Annotated in this window: 13 protein-coding genes and 1 pseudogene; 10 read left to right on the top strand and 4 right to left on the bottom strand. The window is 41.2% G+C overall.

The features are described from left to right. Positions 1–16: 16 nt before the first annotated feature. The 3 genes from AC4MDD_RS03005 to AC4MDD_RS02995 all read left to right on the top strand — a co-directional run bounded on the left by AC4MDD_RS03005 (position 17) and on the right by AC4MDD_RS02995 (position 4,436). Positions 17–1,819 (top strand): acyl-CoA dehydrogenase C-terminal domain-containing protein, encoded by a 1,803-nt coding sequence (locus AC4MDD_RS03005; protein ID WP_004697748.1) that lies wholly within the window; start codon positions 17–19, stop codon positions 1,817–1,819. 197 nt (positions 1,820–2,016) lie between these two features. Then, complete coding sequence (locus tag AC4MDD_RS03000; RefSeq protein WP_286406698.1) at positions 2,017–3,798, top strand: acyl-CoA dehydrogenase C-terminal domain-containing protein; 1,782 nt, start codon at positions 2,017–2,019, stop codon at positions 3,796–3,798. 140 nt (positions 3,799–3,938) lie between these two features. Next, the gene (locus tag AC4MDD_RS02995; RefSeq protein ID WP_004983586.1) at positions 3,939–4,436 is read left to right on the top strand and encodes a phosphate-starvation-inducible protein PsiE; all 498 of its coding nucleotides are present in this window, start codon (positions 3,939–3,941) and stop codon (positions 4,434–4,436) included. 70 nt (positions 4,437–4,506) lie between these two features. Here AC4MDD_RS02995 and AC4MDD_RS02990 read toward each other — a convergent pair whose 3' ends face one another. Further along, positions 4,507–4,962, bottom strand: a complete 456-nt coding sequence (locus tag AC4MDD_RS02990) for an RcnB family protein (protein WP_491882270.1) — start codon at positions 4,960–4,962, stop codon at positions 4,507–4,509. An 80-nt stretch (positions 4,963–5,042) separates the two neighbouring features. Between AC4MDD_RS02990 and AC4MDD_RS02985 the strand changes: the two genes are divergently transcribed. After that, positions 5,043–6,071 carry an IS701 family transposase gene (locus AC4MDD_RS02985; protein ID WP_082188993.1) on the top strand — a complete coding sequence of 343 codons (1,029 nt, stop codon included), beginning with the start codon at positions 5,043–5,045 and terminating at the stop codon, positions 6,069–6,071. A gap of 191 nt (positions 6,072–6,262) precedes the next feature. Continuing rightward, positions 6,263–6,715 (top strand): hypothetical protein, encoded by a 453-nt coding sequence (locus AC4MDD_RS02980; RefSeq protein ID WP_333640540.1) that lies wholly within the window; start codon positions 6,263–6,265, stop codon positions 6,713–6,715. A 108-nt stretch (positions 6,716–6,823) separates the two neighbouring features. On the opposite strand, the gene AC4MDD_RS02975 is transcribed toward AC4MDD_RS02980, so the two are convergent. Together AC4MDD_RS02975 and znuD are read right to left on the bottom strand one after the other, a co-directional pair. Continuing rightward, positions 6,824–8,287: a phospholipase D family protein gene (locus AC4MDD_RS02975; RefSeq protein WP_491882269.1), complete on the bottom strand. Its 1,464-nt coding sequence runs from the start codon at positions 8,285–8,287 to the stop codon at positions 6,824–6,826. A 104-nt stretch (positions 8,288–8,391) separates the two neighbouring features. Next, positions 8,392–10,425: a zinc piracy TonB-dependent receptor ZnuD gene (gene znuD, locus AC4MDD_RS02970; protein ID WP_491882268.1), complete on the bottom strand. Its 2,034-nt coding sequence runs from the start codon at positions 10,423–10,425 to the stop codon at positions 8,392–8,394. Between the two features lie 138 nt (positions 10,426–10,563). Here znuD and AC4MDD_RS02965 point away from each other — a divergent pair, with 138 nt between their 5' ends. The 5 genes and pseudogenes from AC4MDD_RS02965 (at position 10,564) to AC4MDD_RS02945 (ending at position 15,728) form a co-directional block, all read left to right on the top strand. Next, complete coding sequence (locus AC4MDD_RS02965) at positions 10,564–11,328, top strand: DUF4184 family protein (protein ID WP_491882267.1); 765 nt, start codon at positions 10,564–10,566, stop codon at positions 11,326–11,328. Positions 11,329–11,479: 151 nt separating this feature from the next. Continuing rightward, entirely contained in the window at positions 11,480–13,264 is a 1,785-nt protein-coding gene (gene aspS, locus AC4MDD_RS02960) for an aspartate--tRNA ligase (RefSeq protein WP_491882266.1), read from the top strand. A gap of 319 nt (positions 13,265–13,583) precedes the next feature. Beyond that, entirely contained in the window at positions 13,584–14,468 is an 885-nt protein-coding gene (locus tag AC4MDD_RS02955; RefSeq protein WP_491882265.1) for a lysophospholipid acyltransferase family protein, read from the top strand. Between the two features lie 151 nt (positions 14,469–14,619). Next, a complete protein-coding gene (locus tag AC4MDD_RS02950; RefSeq protein WP_125281242.1) occupies positions 14,620–14,841 on the top strand; it encodes a hypothetical protein in 222 nt (73 codons plus the stop codon). A gap of 5 nt (positions 14,842–14,846) precedes the next feature. Next, a pseudogene (locus tag AC4MDD_RS02945) lies at positions 14,847–15,728 on the top strand (lysophospholipid acyltransferase family protein). 76 nt (positions 15,729–15,804) lie between these two features. On the opposite strand, the gene AC4MDD_RS02940 reads toward AC4MDD_RS02945, so the two are convergent. Further along, complete coding sequence (locus tag AC4MDD_RS02940) at positions 15,805–16,620, bottom strand: glycosyltransferase family 25 protein (protein WP_125280189.1); 816 nt, start codon at positions 16,618–16,620, stop codon at positions 15,805–15,807. Between the last annotated feature and the right edge of the window lie 103 nt (positions 16,621–16,723).

Genomic DNA, 16,723 nt, shown 5'->3' with positions numbered 1-16,723 from the left:
TATTGAGGAAACCGATATGCCACAATACAAAGCGCCCTTACGTGATATGCAATTCGTACTGCATGAGCTATTGAATGCAGAAGAACACTATTCTAAATTGCCTGCATTTCAGGAAACCGTAAGCCGTGAATTGGTTGACCAATATTTAGAAGCTGCTGCAGATTTCTGTGAAAACGAATTGTCTCCAATCAACCAAAGCGGCGACCGCGAAGGTTGTACTTGGAATGATGGCGTTGTTACAACTCCAACTGGCTTTAAAGAAGCGTATCAAAAATATATCGAACTTGGCTTCCCTTCTCTTTCTGCTGAAGAGCAATACGGCGGTCAAGCATTACCTGTTTCTTTGGGTAACGTGATTTCAGAAATGGTCGGTACTGCAAACTGGGCATGGGGCATGTACCCAGGTCTTTCTCATGGTGCAGTTCGTACTTTAGAACATCACGGTTCTGCTGAACAAAAAGATGCTTACTTACCAAACCTTGTTTCAGGTGTTTGGACAGGTACGATGTGCTTGACAGAATCTCATGCAGGTTCTGACTTGGGGATTATCCGTACGAAAGCTGAACCACAAGCAGACGGTAGCTATGCAATCACGGGTGAGAAAATCTTTATCTCAGCGGGTGAACATGACATGGCTGAGAACATTGTTCACATCGTCCTTGCTCGTCTTCCTGGCGCACCTAAAGGCACCAAAGGTATTTCTTTATTCATCGTACCAAAGTTTAATTTAAACGCAGACGGTACTGTGGGTGAGCGTAACGCGGTGCGTTGTGGTTCTATCGAACACAAAATGGGTATCCATGGTAACTCAACTTGCGTGATCAACTTTGACAATGCAAAAGGTTTCCTGATTGGCCCTGAAAACCGTGGCTTAAACTGCATGTTCACTTTCATGAACACCGCACGTATTGGTACTGCTGTTCAAGGTCTTGCTGCATCTGAAGGTGCATTCCAAGGTGCATTAACTTATGCGAAAGACCGTTTGGCAATGCGTTCTTTGACAGGTCCTAAAGCACCAGAAAAAGAAGCCGATCCAATTATTGTTCACCCTGCTGTTCGTAACATGCTGTTAACTCAAAAAGCATTTGCTGAAGGTGGTCGTGCACTGGTTTACTTATTGTCTCTACATGCTGACGTAGTTGAGCAAGGTGCAACTGAAGAAGAGCGTAAATCTTCTGACAACATCTTGTCACTCCTTACCCCAATTGCAAAAGCATTCTTGACTGAAACAGGTTCTGAATCTGCAAAACACGGCGTTCAAGTGTTTGGTGGTCATGGTTTTATTTCAGAGCATGGTATGGAACAAATCGTTCGTGATACACGTATTGCGTGTCTATACGAAGGGACAACTGAAATCCAAGCGCTTGACTTGTTAGGTCGTAAAGTTTTGGGTACTCAAGGTGCAATGTTGAAAGACTTCACTAAGATTATTCACAAATTTGTTGAAGCAAACAAAGACAATGCTGCAATGAAAGAGTTTGTTGAACCTCTTGCTGCTCTGAACAAAGAGTGGGGCGACTTAACCATGCAAATTGGTATGAAAGCAATGCAAAACCCAGATGAAGTGGGTGCTGCTGCGGTCGATTACCTCTACTTCTCTGGTTATGTAACCCTTGCTTACCTATGGGCGCGCATGGCACTTGTAGCACAAGAAACATTGGCTGCAGGTACCACTGAAGTTGACTTCTACAACGCAAAAACAACGACTGCACGTTTCTACTTCAAGAAGATCCTTCCACGTGTTCGCTCACACGTTGACGTGATTGCTGGTGGCGTAGAACCGTTATTCGCATTAGATGCAGAGCACTTTGCATTCTAAGTAGTTAATAACTAATTCGATATTCGAAATAGTTGTACTCTTGAGTACAGAAATGAAAAAGGACAGTCATAGCTTTGGCAGTCCTTTTTCTTTATAAATAGAGCGTTATTTCGCTTGGGTCATCTGACAACACTCTCCGTTGTTAATTAAGCTGTCCTAAGTCTACAGAAATTCAAACAATAAACAGGTGAACGAACATGCCAATTTATAATGCCCCACTTGCGGATATGAAGTTTATCCTCAATGACGTTTTCAATGCAGATCAGTTCTGGCAGTCTAATGAAAATCTAGCTCATGTAGACAGTGCGACGGCTGAAGCGATCCTCGAGGAAATGGCTAAATTTGCGCAGAACGTCACCCTACCTATAAACCGTACAGGTGATGAAGAAGGTGCAACATTTAGTAATGGTGCAGTGACTACCCCTGCGGGTTTTAAAGAAGCGTTTAAGCAATATGCTGAAGGCGGTTGGATTGGCTTAGCGGCTGATGAAGAATGGGGCGGTCAAGGCATGCCAAAAATGCTGACTGTTCTTGCAGATGAAATGCTGTTCGCAACTAACCCATCATTCATGCTCTACCCGCTTCTTTCTGTCGGTGCTGGCATGGCGCTGAACAGCTATGCATCGCAAGAACAAAAAGAAACCTATTTACCTAAAATTTACTCAGGCGAATGGTCTGGGACCATGTGTTTAACTGAGCCACATGCAGGTACAGATTTAGGCATTATCAAAACTAAAGCTGAACGTAACGAAGACGGCACCTATAACATTACAGGGACCAAAATCTTTATTACTGGCGGTGACCACGACTTAGCTGAAAACATCATTCACTTAGTTTTGGCAAAAACTCCTGATGCACCTGCGGGTTCACGTGGTATTTCATTATTCATCGTACCTAAATTCTTAGTGAATGCAGATGGTTCTGTAGGCGAGCGTAATGCGGCAGGTCCAGGTTCAATTGAACACAAAATGGGGATCAAAGCGTCTGCAACTTGTGTAATGAACTTTGACGGTGCCAAAGGTTACTTGGTGGGTAAAGAAAATGAAGGCCTTGCGGCAATGTTCGTGATGATGAACTACGAACGTTTGTCGATGGGTATTCAAGGTTTAGGCGCATCTGAATTTGCTTACCAAAATGCGGCACAGTACGCAACAGACCGTCTACAAGGTCGTAGCGCTTCTGGTGTTCAATCGCCAGCTAAACCTGCTGATAGCATTCTAGTTCATGGTGATGTGCGTCGCATGTTGCTTAATGCACGTGCCAATAATGAAGCATCTCGCGCATTTGCAGTTTACGTGGGTCAGCAACTGGATATCACCAAGTTCTCAACAGACCCTGAAGCTGTGAAAGCAGCCAATGACCGCGTGGCATTGTTAACCCCAATTGCAAAAGCGTATTTAACCGACACAGCATTCCAAGCAACTTTAGATGCACAAATGGTCTTCGGTGGTCATGGTTATATTCGTGAATGGGGCATGGAGCAATGTGTACGTGACTTACGTATTGCACAAATCTATGAAGGTACCAACGGCGTTCAGTCTCAAGATTTAATCGGTCGTAAAACCATTAAATGTGGTGGTGCATTCATCGCAGACTACATTACTGAAATCCGTGACTTTGCTAACGGCTTAGATGCAGACCTAAACTTCATTAAAGATGCAACACTCGATGCAGCAACTGAAGTGGAAGAAGTGACCAAGTATGTTCTTGAACGTGCTGCTGAAAGTGCAGAGTTCCCGAATGCAGCAGCAGTAGATTACTTACATGCAGTCGGCCTACTCAGCTTTGCCTATATGTTTGCAAGAATTGCCAATGCTGCAAAAGCTAAAGATGGTGACTTCTATCAAAACAAACTGGCACTTGCAGCTTATTTTGCTCAACGTATTTTGCCTGAAATCGACTTACGTATTGCAAAAGTAAAAGCAGGTGCAGAAGTCATCATGAACTTCTCTGAAGACTACTTCACCAGCCAAGCTTAATCGCTTAAAGACTGAATAAAAAAACGCCTGCTTCGTCAGGCGTTTTTTTATGGCTCAGCTTTATTTTTGCTTTTATACGTCATGTGCATGAAATTTGCTTATGATGCAATAAACCACCATCAACATATCAGGAGGCAGCCATGACTAACCGTGACCCTAAAATAGAGAAAATAGAAACCCTCCTCGATAAACTGGGCAATACTGCAGTAGAAAGCTTTCACTATGTGGCTTTATTTATTATTGGCTGTATGGTGATTTGGTCGGCAGGACATACCGTTTATGAGATCCTGACCATTAAACAATATGCCTCAATTGATGATATTTTACTGTTATTCATCTACTTAGAACTTGGTGCAATGGTTGGTATCTATTTTAAAACCAACCACATGCCTGTCCGCTTTTTAATTTATATTGCCATCACTGCCCTCACCCGACTTTTAATTTCCGATATCCAGCATGACCACAAAGCTGATATGGATTTGGTGATTATTACGGGTTCAATTTTAATTATGGCGATTGCAATTTTGGTGGTGCGTTATGCATCGTGGAATTACCCTTCAGTTATTCGGGATAAACATGCCGACAAGCCTTTGCCTGAAGGGAAAACACCACGCCCACAAGATGATGAACTCGCTTAATTCTTTATTGACCACTAAAAAACCCTCCGTCTAAACAAGGGAGGGTTTTCTGTATCAAGCAAAGATTCATTTATTTTGAATCAGGTTCTAAAGTGTAGCGCCCATTTTCATAGATCCAGTGCATACCTTCAGGTGGGTCTGGCAATCCCAAACGTCGCCAATCGCTAATCAACACATAATCACGGCTTTCAATACTGGAGTCGCCATCCCCATACACATAGCTATTGGTTTCCTGACTATAGGTTGAATAGCTGGGCGCTCGGTAAATAATACTCACACCGGGTCGCATTGGATATCCGCCATGTGATGGATGGTGCGGAGGTGGTCTGTGATGAGGGGGTTCAATTTGAGGCGGTGATGTAGGTCTGGGCATTGCACCTTGATACGGTCCAGCATAGGTTGGGAAACGCTGGGTTTGCGAAGTCAGCGGTTTTCCATAATAACGCGTCGCTGGTTGAGCAAAACTCAGTGCAGGAAATAAGCTGAGTAAACTTATTCCATAGATTATTTTTAAATATTTCATCATCTTCCTCCACTGAGGTTAATATTATAGGACTTACGCATTGACGGATTCAAAAAAGTATTAAAATACTTTATAAAGTATCTGTGATCAGACGAATTAAAAATGCTTCTACAGCAACTTGTACTCTACCCATTTATATGGGCTTTCTCATGACAGAACCGAACTCTATTAGCTGCACACAACTTGCCGAGACTTATAACATCTCGCATGATAGTGTAAATCGCTTTCTAGAACGTGAAGACTACACACCTCACGACCTATATCAAGAAGCAATTCAACATATTGATAATAATAAACTTATAGTCAGTATTGATGATACTGTTTTAGATAAACCATATAGTCAGCATATGGACTTAGTTAGCTATTTTTGGTCAGGCAAACACCACCGATCCGTCAAGGGTATTAATCTCATTACCTTGTATGCGACAGATCAAAATGGTCAAAATATTCCAATTAATTTCCGAATTTATGACAAATCTGAAGGTAAAACCAAGAATGATTACTTTATGGATATGTTAAGTGAAGTACTCAGTTGGGGTGCAAAGATTCAATTTATTACAGGTGATAGTTGGTATTCATCGACTGGAAATCTAAAAACCATAAGAAAACATGGTATTCGATTTATGTTTGGTATCGACTGTAACCGTAAGGTTTCCCCAGAAAAAGGACAATGGTTTCAACTGCGTTTATTGCCAAATTTCCATCAGGGTCAAGTGGTCTGGCTCAAAGATTTTGGCTTTGTACAATTATTTAAGACTCAGTTAAAAGAACAGCAGAGGTTTTATATTGTGCATCAAGATGAAGATGATTTATTGTCCTTTGAGGGTTTTCATGAATTACATTCAAGTCATTGGAAAATAGAACAATATCACCGAGTGATTAAACAGGTTTGTCATATTGAAAAGTTTCAAGTAAGACGATCTAAACTGATTTCGAATCATATTTTTTCAGCCTTGATGGCCTATGTTGAGATACAAAAGAACCAGTTTGAGCGGATCTTTGAAAATGTATATCGTTGGCAGAAGAAGTTATTTAGACCAATGATCAAAAACTTCATTGATGACTTTATTCTCGATAAAAATCATCTGCTACCACAGAGAGTCTATAAATAACAGTGCGTAAGTCCTATATTATTATTTTAAACCTATTTTATGGATGAAAAATGTACAAGCCATCAATTTTGGATCACTGACCATTATCACCACTATAAGGTATGAAGCAGGATTTCTTTGAAAAGCAAAAAATCGTATATGTTTTCAGTTTATACTTAATCTTTGTTTATAAATGTATTGGATGAACAATCGTGGCTGAATTAAGTTTTGATCGACTCTATGAATATTTTGCAAAAGTGCCCAGTATTCAAAAAAATCTGATTGATGCTTATGGCACAGATGGAAAAAGTGCATGGTGGTTTAAGTTTCAAATTGATGTAGATCATCCTTTGGCATGGCAAACGGTACAAGAGTTGGGACATGTACTGAACTATATTTCTAAAAATGAGCGCCTACCGACGCAGTTTTTACCTGTGTCACCGCCGCCGTATATGAATGGTGAAGCCAAGCAATTCTTGGCATGGGTCATTCAGTGTAACCATCCTGATTTTCCACCTGATGTCATTTGTGACTGGTTAGAAGCACGCCTACCAAGCCCTGTAGAAGATATTGAAAAATGGAAAATCAAAACTGATCTGCATGAACTCGATAAGATGACCGATAAAGATTTGGATGAGATCATCCCGCCAAATCCTGAACAGTAAAATCTTAAAAATTAAATCTCCCTAAATCCCTCTTTAAAAAGAGGGACTTTTCATCTTGCACAATAGAGGGAGTGCCGCTTTTCATGAAACGGCAAAAGGAATTCGAAATTAAAACGTCGACAAACCACTCCACTCCATAAAGCGGTATAGCCCATATTTGAGTTTCGACTCATCTTTATATTGCTCATAGCCCACACTCATTTGACGACCATTTAAGTTCGACCATGCCCCATCAAAATATTGCTGTGCATCTGTAAACACCGCTGCGTTAGACTGGCCAATCACACGTAAATTGGTCTCTAAGTTATAATTCTTCAAATTCCGTGCGGTAAAATTCGCAGAACCTAAAATGAGCTCTGCTTCTTGCGCATGGCGTTTTAAAATCATTTTGCTATGACACTGCTCTCCTTGAGTATTACACCAACGTACTGTAATACCTGCATCGTTAAGCTCAGACGCAACTTGACGGTTGGGAATTCCATTCTTTTGACGACCAAATGCATCTTTATTTGGGTCGAGTAAAATCCGAAGTTTAACGCCGCGGTTCTGCGCATCTTTTAAAGCATTGATAATTTGACGCTCAGACAAATAGAACATCGCCAAATCAATCTGGTCATTGGTTTTTGCCGTATTCAACAAGTTGAGTGTTGCGTCTAGGATTGCTTTTTCCGTCAGCACCTGTACCTGCGGTTGAGATGGATTTCCTGCAATTTCGCCTAGAATCACCATCGGCACATCGCCCTGAGACAGGTGAGCCACAGTTTGCTCGGTTTTCAAGACATCAATTGCCGTATTGCCTGTCACCAACAGCGCTACATTGGAGTGTCGCGAACTGCCATCATGTGGATTCGCAGATGTGACCAAGGTTTTCCAACCTTCCGCGGTATCGACCACCAATGTTTTGCGGTGATTGGCTTTAAAGTTAAATAAGTTTAAATAACTACGTAGGGTAATTTTTTCATCCCCAAACGGGTTTCTTAACCAACCGCCGTCGGGATTATTGCCTGCATTTTGGCAACAGAGATACCAAAAACCAGACCAAACTGGATTCGATGCACGGAGCGGACGTAAATCGGTTTCAATTACATCCACGCCTGCCTGACGTAACTTACGGTAATGCTCAGGTAATAGCCCACCATATACCGAGTTAATCGGGTCAGTAATGACTTTGATTTCAATATTCGGATGCAAGCTTCGCTTGACAATCAACGCATCGGTCAGCTGACGAGTCAAAGCACGTTGTGATGCTTGAGATGTCCCCACATCATCATTAAACAAGAACATATCCAACACAATCGTGGTTTGTGCATCTTCAATCAGTTTAAATACTGCGTTGAAAATATGATGATTTTGTTGCTGCTTGCCTTGTGCATCGATGTAGGTTTGATCTGCAATAAATTTGACATCGGCATGACGTAACTTGCCTGTATAGTCCAACCCATCAGGCAGTGGTTTAACGCTATGGTAAACTGCGGAGGTTAAATAAGTCAGAGCCAATAAACCCACCACGACACCGACATAACGGGTCGATGTCCAGTTGAGCTTTTGATGTAATTTTCGAAAGATACGCATAACAAAAAACCTAATCCAATATACTCAGACTAGGTTTTATTGTTTGATTTTTCAAGAGGATTTCTGTTGTCGAACGCTTTGCTTAAATCACTTTAAACAGCGTCTTAGAAACTAAAGTCCAGTCCAACTGTGAAGTTACGCCCAACTTGTGGAATGGTCGATAAGAAAGAGGTATGCGAATAAACCGTCTCATCTAGGAGGTTATTGGCTTTGAAATACACGCGATAATCATTGCCCTGCATATACTGACCATTATACGCCAAGCCCAAATTCACCATGTTATAACCCTCGGTTTCGGTCTCATAGCTTGCAATTCGATCTTGCTCAAACACATGGTAGTACTCTGCCGTTCCCGACCACGTGTCACTAAAGTTCGCATTCACTTTTGTTCCTAAACGGCCAGCAGGCACCCGCGGAGCATTTTCATTGTCAATTTTGCCACGGACATAATCACCAAAGACACTCATTTTATACACATCATTGATGGTATAAGACGCTTCCGCTTCAGTCCCATAAAAACGTGCTTTGTCTTGGGTGTAGTCCACTAGACGGAAGTTTTCGTATCGGTCTGCGGTTTGAGCATAAATGTAGTTGTCATACCAGTTGTGGTAAACATGAACGTGATAATCAATTTTATCCGTATCGTAATGGAAACCTAACTCTAAGTTATTGGACTTTTCGACATCGAGATTTTCATTGCCACGTTCATAGGTATTGGTTGCAAGATGCTTACCATCAGCATAAAGCTCTTGCGCCAAAGGTAAACGCTCTTGATGTGATCCAACCAAAGACAGCTTATAGTTCGGTGCAAACATCCAATTCACAGCACTCGAATAGGACACGGCATAATCATCATAGTCTTTTCGATTGGACTCAATATCAATGGTCTGATGATCGACACGTGCCCCTAACTCAAAATGAAAGTCATTCCACTGCTTATGTTCTAAACCAAATACGCTCCACTTTTGCGTCTTGGCCGGTTCTAAAATAGACTCTTCACCAGTGATATCTAGTTTTTGTTGATTGTACTGTACGCCAACCACACCTTCCCAATCCGCAATCGGCTGATGCACCATTTCTAGACGCGCATCATAACCTTTACTTTTAAAGGTAGTTGCAACACTATCGCCTTCAATTTCATCATGTTGGTAGTCGGTATAACTGGCATGGGCACGTAACTTCTCAAACCCTGCAAGCGGATTTAAAATTTCTGTACGGAAGTCATAACGCTCCGACTTTAAATCAACCCAAGGCCCTGTCTCATGTTCGTCGCCATAATCTTCCTCACCACATCCAATTAATAAATTACCTGATACAGTGCAACTTTCATATTCATGGCTGTGCCCAGGTAAACCGTATTGATCTTGACGGTTGGTATAGGCGATACCCGCAAAACCACGCTCACCAATCCATGAACCACCAACACTGACAGTTTCGCCTTTGGCAAAGGTATTTCCGACACGACGTTCTTTTTCGAGTTCACCCTCATGCTCATGGAAATAGTTCGGCGCAATATAGTCATTCGCTTCACGCTTTGAACCTTCAACCCGTAGAGCAAACTGACTGCCCAAAGCAACCGTCGCCCCAGCACTGGCCAACTTTTCATCACTGCCAGAGTTGTAGCGTAATCCAGCCGTACCTTCTAAACCTTTTTCAGGCATGCTGGTTGGAATTTTTTGATCGGTGACATTGACCAAACCGCCCACGGTACCTGCACTATATAACAGGGTTGAAGGGCCACGGATGATTTCAATTTGCTTGGCCAAAATCGGATCGACCGTCACGGCATGGTCTGGCGATAAACACGAGACATCAGCAGTTTCTGAAGCATGTTGTAAGACTTTCACGCGTGGGCCATCTTGACCACGAATCACGGGTCGACTTGAACCTGAACCATATTGATTTGAATATAAGCCTAGCTCATCGGCCAAAGCATCCCCGATGGTCGGTGCACGTTCTTTTAAGCTTTTTTGCTCGATAATCTGATCGGCGACGGCAAAATCAGCAGCGGTCTGAACGAGTGGATGTGCTTGGCTGGTCAACGTTTCAAGTTGTTGTGTTGTTGTGTCATCTGCAAAAACGGCAGGTGCGACCACCGCCAAAATAGAGAGCGTTATCAAATTTTTATGGAAAGCCATGGAACTCACTCAAGCGTACAATTTTTGAATAACGTTATAATATAACATTTCAAATTCATTGCAATAAAAAACATTCCAATCGCAGAAAAAAGATAAACTGCCCTATCCAACTAAGTCGATGCCAACACCAACAGATCAATGCCCTTTACCATTTCACATGCCGTTCTCGCGCCCCCTTTAGCCAAACTCAGTGGTGACCGTTTACCGATTGCTGCCATTGCCATTGGCAGTATGACCCCCGATCTTTATCGACTGTTTACACAAGCCAATTCAAATACGACCCACTACTGGACTTCACTGATTCACCCCGATCTTTGGATTGGACTCAGTTTTTGTGTTTTGTGGTACGCGCTATTACGGCCCTGTTTTTATCGTTTTTTAGGCATTCAGCATGAATTAAGACTCAGCAATATGCTGCGTTTTTTTAAATTTTCGGTGGGCGTTATTCTCGCGATACTGCTCGGCACAGCAACGCATCTGTTATGGGATGGACTCACCCATGTCGACTTCCGCACCTTGTTCGGACATGAATTTTTAAGCCAGAAGATTCCTTTGTTAGGGCACTATTATCCTCTACACCGCATTTTACAAATTGGTACATCGGCACTGGCCCTCCCCTTGTTGGCGTGGATGTGTTGGCGTTATTACCAAACCTATCAGCAACATTTTCCTGTCAGTCTAAAAATCAAACGCTTCGCGATGGGGCTGTTCATACTGAGCCTGTTGGGCGGTTTAGTCAGTGTTTGGGACTATGCACGTTATATCCCCACTCAAGTGTGGCAGTCAGACCTGTATTATTTTACGGGGCGAAGTATTAATGAATTTAGCCAAGTCGCTTTGCTAATTCTAATCTTTGGCTGCATTCTGTTTTTATTTTTAGATCGAGACTATCGTTTAGGCTGAATTTAGACCAACGCTTAAATGCTATTTCATGCCTTTTTTAAGCTATGCCTTGAGAGTCAATGCCCAAAGAGGCATAATCCTACCTTTATTTCTGGCGGTACGCTGTTTACGTATTCGCTACCTTTAGCCATATAGTTGGATTTTTAACGCCATGATGCGAACTCATTACTGCGGTTCTTTAACCGAAACTCAAATTGATGAAACAGTAACTCTCTGCGGTTGGGTACACCGTCGCCGTGACCACGGTGGTGTCATCTTCCTTGATATGCGTGACCGTGATGGTCTTGTGCAAGTGGTTATTGACCCAGACACTCCTGAAGCATTCGCAACTGCAGATAAAGTACGTTCAGAATTCGTATTAAAAATTACAGGTCGTGTACGTCGCCGTTATGAAGGCACAGAAAATGCCAATATGGTGAGCGGTCAAATCGAAGTGTTGGGTAAAGAAATCGAAGTTCTTGCTGCATCAGAAACTCCGCCGTTCCCATTGAATGACGACAACACCAATATTTCTGAAGAAATTCGTTTGAAATACCGTTTCTTGGACATCCGTCGTCCTGAAATGTTAGATCGTTTACGTTTCCGTTCTAAACTAACCAACTTAATTCGTAACTATTTCGAAGACAATGGTTTCTTGGACGTTGAAACTCCGATTTTAACCCGTGCAACGCCTGAAGGTGCGCGTGACTACTTAGTGCCAAGCCGTGTTTCAAACGGTAGCTTCTACGCACTTCCACAATCACCACAATTATTCAAACAATTATTGATGGTCGGTGGTATCGATCGTTACTACCAAATCGCAAAATGTTTCCGTGATGAAGACTTACGTGCAGACCGTCAGCCTGAATTCACCCAAATCGACGTTGAAACATCGTTCATGAGTGACGATGACATCATGGATTTAATGGAAACGTTGACGGTTAAGATGTTCAAAGAACTGCTTAATGTTCAATTCGATAAATTCCCGCGCATGACCTATACAGATGCTATGCGTGACTATGCATCGGACAAACCAGACTTACGTATTCCTTTGAAATTGGTTGACGTTGCAGACCTGATGCAAGAAGTTGAATTCAAAGTATTCGCAGGTCCAGCGAAAGATCCTAAAGGCCGTATCGTTGCATTACGTGTTCCAGGTGCAGGTTCTTTACCACGTAGCCAAATCGATGAATACACGAAATTTGTCGGCATCTATGGTGCAAAAGGTTTAGCGTACATCAAAGTAAACGAGCTTGAAAAAGGTATCGAAGGTTTACAATCTCCAATCGTGAAATTCATCGAGCCAATCGTGCTTGATCTCTTGAAACGTGTTGGCGCAGAAAATGGCGATATCGTGTTCTTTGGTGCAGACAAAGCTAAAGTTGTGAACGATGCCATGGGTGCTTTACGTATTAAAGTCGGTCATGACTTGAAAATGTCGACTTGCGAATGGGCACCGCTTTGGGTGGTTGACTTCCCAATGTTTGAAGAAACAGATGATGGCAAATGGACTTCTGTTCACCACCCATTCACACTGCCTAAATCAAGCGTTGAAGATGTGAAAAATAACCCAGGTGCTGCGCTTTCTGTGGCTTATGACATGGTTTTAAACGGTACTGAAATTGGTGGTGGTTCACTGCGTATTCATAACCTAGAAATGCAAAAAGCAATTTTTGAAGCTTTAGGTATTGGTGAAGAAGAAGCAGAAGAGAAATTTAGCTTCTTACTCAATGCATTACGTTACGGTGCTCCTCCGCATGGTGGTTTAGCATTCGGTCTAGACCGTTTAGTCATGCTCATGACGGGTGGTGCGTCTATTCGTGATGTGATTGCATTCCCGAAAACCAAAACTGCTGAATGTCCATTAACGCAAGCGCCTGCACCAGTTGAATCAAATCAACTACGTGATTTAGGTATTCGCTTACGTGAAAAACCAAAAGCTGAAGAAACAAAATAATCTTTAGATTTTGATTAAAGAAACCCTGCCATGCGCAGGGTTTTTTCATTCAAGACCAGACCATCCATTCCATAGATATTATTTTCGCTTCAAATTTTCCAAAATTTCTTTTGAACTTTTGATCTATCCCCCTTACAGTGATTCACGATAGTCTATATTTTATTGCAGCAGTTCTGGCACTGAATCACTCTATTGATTTATTCATTTATTTTGTTCTTAAGACGCTCATCTTTTTTTGATTCTATCTATCTTAGATTTTTAAGTCTCTTTGCAAAATTTTCTCTCATCTCATCTTTTCAAAAGATTTCTGAGTCAAAATATGGCTATTTATTATCTGCTTAAAATCATCTCACTTTTTCCATTGTTCTTTTTACAATACATCGCACGCGGAATTGCACACCTGCTTTACTATAGTGACTCTTCAATCAAGCGTATCACCACTATTAATCTGCAGTTGGCCTACCCTGAGCTCGACCCAATAGCACTCCAGAAACGTGTTCATCTCAGCATTCAAAGCCAGTGCCAGACCTATATTGAATTTTTAAAATGTTGGGGAATGCCACCACAATACAACCTAGATTTATTAAAAAATATTCAGGGGGAATCTGTTCTAACAGAGGCTTTAGCCAATAAAAAAGGCGTGATTGTGGTCATTCCTCATTTTGGTTGTTGGGAGCTGTTAAATGCATGGTTAAATGTCTATACGCAACCCATGATTATGTACAAACCCTATAAAATTAAAGGTGTTAATCGCTATATTTTAGCTGCACGGCAAAAGTTTAATGCAACCCTTGTTCCCACTAATGAAACGGGTATCCGCAGTATCTTCAGACACTTAAAACAAGGTGGGCTGACGGTGATTTTACCGGATCATCTGCCAAAACCGAGTGGCGGTATTTATTCATATTTTTTCCAGCAAAATACTTTGTCCACGACACTGGTCTCTAAAATGGCGGCTAAAACACAATGCAATGTGGTTGGATTAAGTTGTATTCGTAGTGCTAACGCAGCGAGTTTTGATGTGTACTGTACAGAATTATCTCAAGATATTTTATCGACAGATCTACAGCTGTCGGTGGACAGTTTAAATCTTGCCATGCAAGACATAATTAACCAAGCACCTGAACAGTATATTTGGTCCTATAAACGTTTTCGAAATTGTTACGGCAATATCAATGCTTATCGGATAAAGCCTCCAAAGTAGGCTCCACAAACCAACACGCGATCTCAAGCCGTCTGAAAACAATCATGTAGTTATTTCCTAGAGGCCTGAATAGAATACTTTTATTCATTTGAGATCAATTCTCAGCAGTGGCATAATAGCGCACTGTTTTAGATAAGTTGCGAGCAACCAAATGGCTATGCGTCCTGAAGTCCGTCGTCGTGGTATTGTGCTAATTGTTTTTGCAATCGTACAATGGTTTTTCATGCGCTATATTCTAGACAATCAATTATTTAATTTAACCACCTATGACCGTATTGTCTTTTTCTGTGTAAGTAGCCTTGCGGGTGCTTTTGTCATTTTTGTCGGTTTGATTTATATGGTGCTGAAAGGCAACGCGAATAAACAAGATTAATCGCAATGTCGTTTTATACCACTTTACTCCGTATCCTACCTTTAGCATTTTTGCGCAGTATTGCAAAAGTGGCGGCTTACTTTATTAATCAAAACCCAGATAAAAGTATGCTTTGGAAAACACGGGTAAATCTAAGTCTTACTTATCCAGATATTCCTGAGAGTGAGCGTGAAAAGCTTGCTAAAGAAAGCGTAACGAAGCAATGTCTAAGTTATATCGAATCTGGGAAATGCTGGGCAATGCCTCCCGAATGGAGTATCCAGCAAATAAAGACGGTTCATCACTTAGATGTACTAACAAATGCATTAAATGATCACCGCGGTGCTTTAATTATTACCCCTCACCTCGGTACATGGGAAATGATGAATGCGTGGGTACACCAATATGGTATTCCTACCATTATGTATAAACCCATGAAAGACTCAGGATTTAATGCTTTTGCTTTACATGCTCGCCAACGGTTAAACGCGACATTAGTTCCAACTGATGCCAACGGTGTTAAAGCATTATTCAAAAACCTCAAACAAGGTGGTTTCAGTGTAATTCTGCCAGATCATGTCCCTCAACCCTCTGGTGGTGTCGTGGTTCCTTTTTTTTGAATTCCTTGCTTAACCAGTACTTTAGCCAGCAAAATGGCACAAAAAACTCAATGCCGCTTAGTGGGATTAAGTTGTTTCCGTAGAGAGGATGGTGAAGGTTTTGAGGTCTACTGTGATGATCTCAATGATCCTGAACTTTATGATCGAGATATAGAAGTTGCGACAACTGCATTAAATAAAGCGGTAGAGCAAATGATCAACCGCTTTCCTGCTGAATATATGTGGGGATATAAGCGGTTTAAGGGAAATCCTAATTTTGAAAATTACTACCAACCATCATCTCAATAATAATCATTCCTTCCTAAATTTAACTAAGCAAATAATCGACTCAGAAGTCTGTTCATCACTCATAACCGCCGCCGTATTACTTAAATTTTATTTTAATCAAAGCCTTACCCTTGATAGATTGAATTCTTTCTTGGAAAAATACATGAACTTGCAAGATTAAACGACTCATTTCACGTTTCATTTTGCCCAATAAAGTTAATTTCTTCTTACTTTTATCCTCACCCTTTCGCGCATTTCTCACGTTTTCAAGTGAACTTGGAAAGTTTGTCTTGCCTTTGGTTAAAATCACATCTTGAATACATATTGCTGGGGACAATTGAAAAATCTTTTCGCCTGAGGACTCAGGGAATTCTCTAAAAAGAATATGATCAATTGGTATTAGTTTTGGACTTCGCAATACATACTCCAATAATTCCTTCGCGACATTTAATGAAAGTATATAACCACCTGCACCCATATGTGGCTCGCCCAATAACATGAGTTTTCTATTCAAATGCAAAGGAATAATTGATTGCATCTTAGGAAGTTGAATCTTTTTATTTAAGGTTTCTAATTTAATGATGCCGCAGAAAGATGGTATCCACGCAACATTGGTAAGAAACGAAACAGCCTGTTTACCCAAATAAATATCATCTTCAAAAATAGCAATATAGTCTAACTGTTCATCTACTGCTTTTTTCCACAACACCACATGACTCAATAGACAAGCAACTTCATTCTGATGTAAATCAGTTTGCTTAGTTACTAAGCCTATTGCAGATGAAGTTGCTTGTAATGTCACAGGGGTAATTGCATCAAAAAACTCGAAATCGACCTTTTCTTTAGCAAACTCCGAACTTATATGCGCTCGTCGAAGAGTCGCGCTAGACAAACTAATAACAAAATTTCTCATAAACTAAGGCTAAATTTATTCTTAAATTCAATAATAACAATTTTCTATAAAATTAAACTAGACATTATTTGAATTCATTTTAACAAAGGGTTTTGTATTATTT

The sequence above is a fragment of the Acinetobacter sp. CAU_H_29a_1 genome (genome assembly GCF_058599505.1).
The sequence above is the reverse complement of the archived record's forward strand: the minus strand, read 5'-3'. Positions and strand labels throughout refer to the sequence as shown.